This is a genomic window from Devosia sp., from assembly GCF_028290645.1.
In the GTDB taxonomy this organism is placed as follows: domain Bacteria; phylum Pseudomonadota; class Alphaproteobacteria; order Rhizobiales; family Devosiaceae; genus Devosia_A.
This window is the reverse complement of the sequence record NZ_JAQGJL010000218.1, coordinates 1-6,397: the sequence shown is the minus strand read 5'-3', so window position 1 is coordinate 6,397 and position 6,397 is coordinate 1. Positions and strand designations below refer to the sequence as shown.

Genomic DNA, 6,397 nt, shown 5'->3' with positions numbered 1-6,397 from the left:
TAGGCGGCCAGCGAAGGCCCGGCCGATAAGCATAGTCGGCCCGAAACCCGGATAGCTATCTGCGTTCTGTGCAGGCGTTCCAGTCACCCGACCGTCAGCGATGCCGGTCCCATACTCGAATCGCTCTCCGTTGGCGGTGCGAATGACGTAGGTAGAGCGGAACCCTAGACCGCTTGCAACCGCCCCGCTTGGATTGAGCGTCTGCAGGTAAGTAATCGGCATGATTCCAGTGCCATCGAAAAACAGCACCTTTTCATCCGTATCGCCGATTGCGCCGGGGGAAAAATCATAGGTATCCCTGCCAAATATTGGCAGCTGATATCGGACGGAATTGTTCATCAAAGCCGCACCGATGCGTAACGTGCAAGGCCCAGGCTCGTCATTCGGGCCAACGTTGGCAAAGCGAAGACGAACGGGGTAAAAGCCCGGCGCATAACCTGTATGCAAAGGTCCCCACCAGTTGCCGCTGTTCATCGCTGCGGCAATTCCCGAGTCGACATCGCCCGGTCCGTGGATGTTGCCAATCGTGAAGGGCCGCCCAAAATGCGTGGTGTCGGCACCCCCCGCTCCTGAGGTAGTTCCAACGAGCGGGTTTACTTGCCAGCCGGATCCGGTCAATGTTGCGTCGAGTGGCATGTCATCCTCCTGTGGCGATCTGTTTCGCCATGGCCTCACCGGCCGTTGTCTGAACCTGCTGGGCCTGCGCCTGCTTGGCTGCGTTCTGCTGGGCTTCGGTGCGCGCCTGGCGAATCGAGGCGATCTCATCGGTGGACCGCACGGCCTTGCTCGGCACGCCCAGGGCATCGGCCTTGAACTGTCCCGCATACTGGAAATTCACCTGATCGAGGACGCTCATGTCCTGTGTCTCGGTCGCGACCTGCAGCAGCCCGAGCACCCAGGTATCGATCGCCGTGACCTCTTCGAGCTTCTGCGCGCGAGCCAGTGGCGACGAATAGTTGACGTTGACGATGCGATTGCGCAGCGAGTCGGGGATCGGGCCGCATGCCTGCTCGAGCACGCCGGCGCGGTAGGCGATGCCGAAGCAGCGCTCGATCAGCGGACGCAGCCACTCGGACTGCAGGCGGCCGAAGATGGGGCCCAGCTGTTGTCGGATCAACATGATGCGGGCGTGCACCTCGGTGGCCGTCATCGCCGGGCCGTCCTGGGGCTGCAACTGGTCGGCCATGAGCAGCTTGCGGATGTCGCGCTGCATGTTCTCAACCACGTACGCAACGAGCTTCGGATCACCGCCGGGCTCGATGCGCTGGAAGTTGTCCATGTCGGACACCACCACCACGCGGCGCGGCCCGATCGTCGTCGTGAACGGGTTCAGAACGCCATCGTCGCGCGCTTTGAACATGCCGTAGGCGGTCAGCTCGAAGTTCTGCAGGTCGAGCTTCTTGACCTCGTTGAGCGTCTTGACCGTGGCCAGGCACTGCGACATCGGGCTCTTGGCATAGTGACTGCCGGGGATCAGCATCCAGCGCGGCACGGCGCAGGGGAACTCGTCGAAGCCGGACTCGCGCAGCGTGGTGCTCCCGCTCGTTTCCTTGTGGACCGAGGCGAACGCCTTGTTGCGCGCCATCTTGGCGCCGACCAGGTGCAGCGAGCGCGGCTCGATCGCCCACGTCACCATGATCTTCTCGTCGAAGCGCTTGGCCTCGTGCATCTTCTTGACCGTATCCGAGACCTGATCGATCCCGTATTCCTTGACGATCTGCTCGACGGTCAGCGGGAACTCGCGGTAGATCGTGTCGACCCGGCCGCCCGACGTCGAGCTCGACACCCAGCATTGCCCGACCGGCCACTGTTCGAATCGGTAGCCGCCTTCCCTGGCCTCGTCGATGAACAGCACGAAATGGCCGGCGCCGCCCACCATGTCCATGACGCACTCGAAGGCGGCGCTGTCGAAGTTGCTCGCATGGATGTTGTCGAAGAGGAACTGCGCGGCGGTGCTCAGCCAACGCGTGTCCATCTCACCATCGTTGCCGCCCGTGTCCAGGCCGAACCAGAGGCTGTTGGCCGGGGTCATGCCGCCGATGATTGAGGAACCCAGGATGCGGGTGCCATCGGTCGCGGTGTCGTCGTAGATCTCGGCGCGCTTGCCGCTCGTGTCCGAGATCGTGTTCGGCCCGGTGGTGAAGCCCTCGCCGCGTTCCGGGTAGGTGTAGTCGAAACATTGGCGCATCTGCCCTTCGTACGGCAAACGCAGCGACTTCAACTCGGCGAGCCGCCGGCCGATGCGGTCGGCTTCGTCGGGTGAAATCATGTCAGGCGCCTAAGGTAGTCTTGGCTGGTGTGTCCAGCGCATCGGCCGAGCCGAGAGCCGTCACGGTGGAGTCGAGCGCCGAACGCTTGCGGTTCTTGCGCTTGATGGCCGACTCGGCGTTAGCGGTGGCAGCCGCCTCGGCAGCGATGCGATCGTTCTCTGCAACTGGGTCGCTCTTGACGACTGCAGGCTGCTTGCCACCGAAGAGTCCCACGTCGGCTGCTCAGCGCTTGAAGACTTGCTCGGGGTTCGCGCTGGTGACGCGCGGCACGTAGATGCCGTCCTTGGTCATCGTGGCCTTGTCCGGGTTCGACGCCATGACTTCCTCGACACTCGGGTGCACCACTTCGACCGGCATCGAGGCCGTCTCGCGGTGCATGCGGCGATGCATCTCCATCATCAGCCGGTGCGTCTCGGTCTGTTGCTGGTGCATCTGCAGGAGATAGGCGTCCTTCTCTTCAGGCGACATTTTCGAGAAGTCGGGAGCGGCTTCCATGGGCGCTACTGCCGGCAAGCCCGCATCGGTTGACTTGGCGGTTACATCGCCTGGCGTGGTGACGGTGCGTGCGGGCTTGGTGGTCGACATGGCTGAGATCCTCTTTGCGTATGGGTCGCGACGGAGGGCAGTGTTTCGCCAGAGCCGGGATGGAATCTCAGCGAATGCCGAGTGCAGCCTCTCGGCACCCGCGATAAATCCCCGCCACCTCGATCAGTTTGAGGACCGTGGCGCCGAAGGTGTCATCCGCCAGGGGCACTAGCTCGGGGCAGGAGACCTGAACCAGCGGGCTCGGCCCGGCCGGTGAGGGACTCATTGATGTTGCGCAAGACGCTAGGCTCATTGCGACAGTCCCGATATACAGGCACTTCCTGAATCTTGGTTTCGGTCTGCTGGCGGATGGTGACATTGCGGACCTTTATGCCGTTGATGGCTGAGGCAGCGGCGCTGGCGGCGGCGGCCGTGGCGATGCTGGCGACGTGCTCGTCCCGATCCTTGGCGGCCTGACAGGCGTCGCTGCCAGCTTCGCGGCCGATGAGGAAGGCGCCGCCGATGCTGAGCACGATGAGCATGCCGCCGATGATGGCCGCGTACATCAGGCCTCGAGCAGGTTGTAAGCGACACGCTTGGCCCAGCCGCGACTGAAGGAAGGCCAGTTGCTCAGATCGGCCATAAAGTGCAGCCGGTATCCGTTGAAACGAGCGAGCAGCCTGGCGGGCTGCATGGAGTTGACGGCCTGCAGAGTCATCGGGCCGAGCACGCCGTCATCGGTTTCTCCAACCGCACGCTGCAATACCTTCACGGTCTGCGCCACGCTGCTGTTGACGGCCATGTCGAAGACTTGCAGCTTCATGCCGTCGGGAAGCGCATCGGCGCCGCACGGGCCCCAGTAGTCGCGCAGGTAGATCTGCTTGGCGCGCTCGAGCGTCATCGCCGGAATGTTCTCCCCTGGGTAGGACCGCTTCGAAATTCCGAACTTGGTTTCTCCACCCGGGTCGGCGCGCGAGTTGACGTAGCCGCCCTCGTGGCCGATCAGTTTCTCGAAGGCTTCGTCGAAGTTCATGGCTGCGTCCTCACTTGTTGCCTTCTTTCGCGTCAATCACTGCCGGCATTTCAGATGGATCTACAGGAGCGGACACGGGGGTTCCGGCCGGCATGCCCGTGGTCTTGATCTCGACCGACTTCTGATAGGTGTTGCCGGCGACGTAGGTGCCGACGGTCGCGAGGATGATGGTCATATACGAGCCGTCCGACAGTTTGCCGAACCACAGCAGCATCGACGTAATCGCGCTGCACCCGACACACAGCAGGAAGCGTCGTCCGCCCCAGGCGTCGAGCGGCATCATTTGCCGACGTAGGCTTTGAAGCCTTGCCACACCGCGATGCAGAACAAGATGATGGCCGTCAGCGGCTTGACAGCCCTCGCAAGCCATTGAACGGCCCGGCTGATCCAGCCTGATATCTTGACCAGGATGGCCGCGGCGTCTTGAAGGGTCTCGCCGAGATCGACGATGAACTGGACTCGTTCCTCGATTCGAGCTGTCGCTTCGTTATTTGCGTCGAGCGCCTTTCGCTGTTCGTCCTGCCTGCGAAGAATCTCCAGTTGGCCTTCATCAGAACGGTCGAGGCGAATGTTCGTTCGTATCAGGGCCTCCTTCGCCTCTTGAAGGGCGTCCCAGTTCTCTGACTGGCGGCGCTTGATCGTCTCGATGTCGTCGAGCGGGACCGAAGCGGAGTCCACGTTCTCGCTCATACCTTCACGCCTCTCATCATTGAGGACAACACCATCGGGTCGGTGGACACCGCGAACGTCAGTCGCAGGTTCGTGCCGGAGATTGATAGCGTCACGGTGTTGCCGGTAGCCAATGCGTGCGGCCCGAGCCCTGCCGCGAACGTGGTGCCCTTGGTAACGTTGTCGATGACGAACGAGCCGTCCGAGTAGTTGCGCCGGACCTTGACGCCGAGGGTCATCGATAGAGCGCTCGAGAGCGCCGCAAGGGTCAGCACCGCATCAAATCCAGAGAGCCCAGCCAGCGGGATGTCGTAGTTCCCGGCGGCCATCACCTGGGAGGTGCGGTCCTCGTACCTGGCGACCGGCGTCTCCAGGGAAATCGAGATCTTCGCGCCGCCGCCATTGCTGATGATGATGCCGGCCCATGTATCCGCTCCACCGGGGACCACGTTGAAATGACGGGACTGCCCACGGTAAAGCGGGCCGTTATAGGCCGATGAGATGACACTGGGTCCGAAATGAACACGCGTCGCCCGGGTGGTGTTTTGCGTGATGATCCCGAAGCCGTTATAGGTCGCGGAGTCGCGAGTGAGGATTGAATTCGGACCGACCACCAAGTCCTGGCAGCCGTTCAATCGGATGGCAGCAGCATCGGTTGTGGCATCGCCCACCGTCGCGTTGTAGCCTGCGTCGTTGATCGTGTTCCCTGCAATAACGCCGCCGTCCGCGTCCGTCACGATGATGGCTGAACCTGAGCAGACGCCGATCGTGTTGCCAGTGACCTGGACCTGTCGTACCTTGCCGATCTCAAGCCAGTTACCGAGGGCGCCGGCACCATCGCTTCTGATGTTGGTGACCTGGATCAGGTCAAGGTCAGAACTGTCGGTCACCAGGATCCGGGACTGCAGTTGCATGATCCCGCCATCGATCTTCAGGATGCCCTTGCCCGCCTCGACCAGAACGTGATAACCGCCGCCGTACCACTGGTTGTTGTAGAGGCGAAGGTTCAGCGTGCCCCGCGTGGTGCGCACGGCGCGCGCTGACGTGTCGAATTCGCAGTCGCTGATCTCGGCGTCGAAAGAGGCGCTTGCATCGCCATAGTTGAACCAGATCGCCGCGTTGGGGGTCGTGTAGAAGTTGCAGCCGCGGATGCGAACGTCGATGCAGGGCTCCGCGAAGTAGATGCATGAGCCAACGTTGGAACTCGGACCGAACGAGACGCCGCCGCGGCCGGCGACGGTCGCGCCCGGATTCACGATCCAAAACCCGATGTTCTCGATGGTCCCGGTGTACGCGCCGGTGCGCACGGCCCCTTGGAAGTTACGGGTCGGCGCCAGGATGTGCGTGTCGAGATTTACCGTCCCGCCCAGCGTGTCCATGATGAGGCGTGTGGACTCCACCGTGTACGCCAGCGAGCCCATGCCCATGACTGTGACGCCTGGGTAGGTCTTGAGTGTGTTGCGGAGTCGATAGGCCCCCGGGAGAATCACGAAGGTGGGCTTGTTGAACTTGGCGCCGGCGGGCGGGAACGCGGACTGATTGAACATGCCGGCCGTATATTCGAGCCCGGCCTGCAGCGCAGTGTCGTCATAGTTGACGCCGTCGGCCGCGCAAGGCGTGCCGTCGTCGTTCTCGAAGTCGTAGCTCGTAACGTAGTCGCCGAGCTTGAGGGATGCTAGGCGCGCCGCGGTCCCGACACCGCTCAGCCGATAGCCGAGGTGGTCGGTGCCCGGCGAATCGGGTCCGAACGACGACAGTTGCTCCTGATAGGACGACAGCGCGAGCGCGACGGCCGCAGCCGAACCATCGGCCGGGATCACGGCGACCGGCGTTCCATCGGCCGTGAAGCCGAGCACCTTGTTGGCCCGCGTGGCCGCGTCCGGCAGGCTGTCGAACTGCT

General features: G+C 62.8%; 9 protein-coding genes. All 9 read right to left on the bottom strand.

All coding sequences use genetic code 11. The features are described 5' to 3' along the window. Positions 1-636 (bottom strand): hypothetical protein (locus JWQ89_RS12505; RefSeq protein ID WP_299641483.1); only part of this gene is annotated, 636 nt, incomplete at its 3' end. A 1-nt stretch (position 637) separates the two neighbouring features. Next, complete coding sequence (locus tag JWQ89_RS12500; RefSeq protein ID WP_299641481.1) at positions 638-2,269, bottom strand: portal protein; 1,632 nt, start codon at positions 2,267-2,269, stop codon at positions 638-640. Position 2,270: 1 nt separating this feature from the next. Then, entirely contained in the window at positions 2,271-2,483 is a 213-nt protein-coding gene (locus JWQ89_RS12495; RefSeq protein WP_299641479.1) for a hypothetical protein, read from the bottom strand. Between the two features lie 9 nt (positions 2,484-2,492). Beyond that, positions 2,493-2,855 carry a hypothetical protein gene (locus JWQ89_RS12490; RefSeq protein WP_299641477.1) on the bottom strand — a complete coding sequence of 121 codons (363 nt, stop codon included), beginning with the start codon at positions 2,853-2,855 and terminating at the stop codon, positions 2,493-2,495. Between the two features lie 152 nt (positions 2,856-3,007). Next, the gene (locus JWQ89_RS12485) at positions 3,008-3,361 is read right to left on the bottom strand and encodes a hypothetical protein (protein ID WP_299641475.1); all 354 of its coding nucleotides are present in this window, start codon (positions 3,359-3,361) and stop codon (positions 3,008-3,010) included. Further along, on the bottom strand, positions 3,361-3,828 hold the full coding sequence (locus tag JWQ89_RS12480; protein WP_299641473.1) for a glycosyl hydrolase 108 family protein: 468 nt from the start codon (positions 3,826-3,828) through the stop codon (positions 3,361-3,363). Before JWQ89_RS12480 ends, JWQ89_RS12485 begins: the two co-directional genes overlap by 1 nt. Positions 3,829-3,838: 10 nt before the next feature. Next, positions 3,839-4,111, bottom strand: a complete 273-nt coding sequence (locus JWQ89_RS12475; protein WP_299641472.1) for a hypothetical protein — start codon at positions 4,109-4,111, stop codon at positions 3,839-3,841. Further along, a complete protein-coding gene (locus JWQ89_RS12470) occupies positions 4,108-4,518 on the bottom strand; it encodes a hypothetical protein (RefSeq protein WP_299641470.1) in 411 nt (136 codons plus the stop codon). The genes JWQ89_RS12475 and JWQ89_RS12470 overlap by 4 nt, the downstream gene beginning before the upstream one ends. Next, positions 4,515-6,397, bottom strand: a 1,883-nt coding sequence (locus JWQ89_RS12465) for a hypothetical protein (protein WP_299641468.1), incomplete at its 5' end; no start/stop codon positions are given. The genes JWQ89_RS12465 and JWQ89_RS12470, both read right to left, overlap by 4 nt.

Coding starts and splice junctions, on each gene's coding strand:
- JWQ89_RS12500 (WP_299641481.1), bottom strand. CDS start 2,269: ATGATTTCACCCGACGAAGCCGACCGCATCGGCCGGCGGCTCGCCGAG.
- JWQ89_RS12490 (WP_299641477.1), bottom strand. CDS start 2,855: ATGTCGACCACCAAGCCCGCACGCACCGTCACCACGCCAGGCGATGTA.
- JWQ89_RS12485 (WP_299641475.1), bottom strand. CDS start 3,361: ATGTACGCGGCCATCATCGGCGGCATGCTCATCGTGCTCAGCATCGGC.
- JWQ89_RS12480 (WP_299641473.1), bottom strand. CDS start 3,828: ATGAACTTCGACGAAGCCTTCGAGAAACTGATCGGCCACGAGGGCGGC.
- JWQ89_RS12475 (WP_299641472.1), bottom strand. CDS start 4,111: ATGATGCCGCTCGACGCCTGGGGCGGACGACGCTTCCTGCTGTGTGTC.
- JWQ89_RS12470 (WP_299641470.1), bottom strand. CDS start 4,518: ATGAGCGAGAACGTGGACTCCGCTTCGGTCCCGCTCGACGACATCGAG.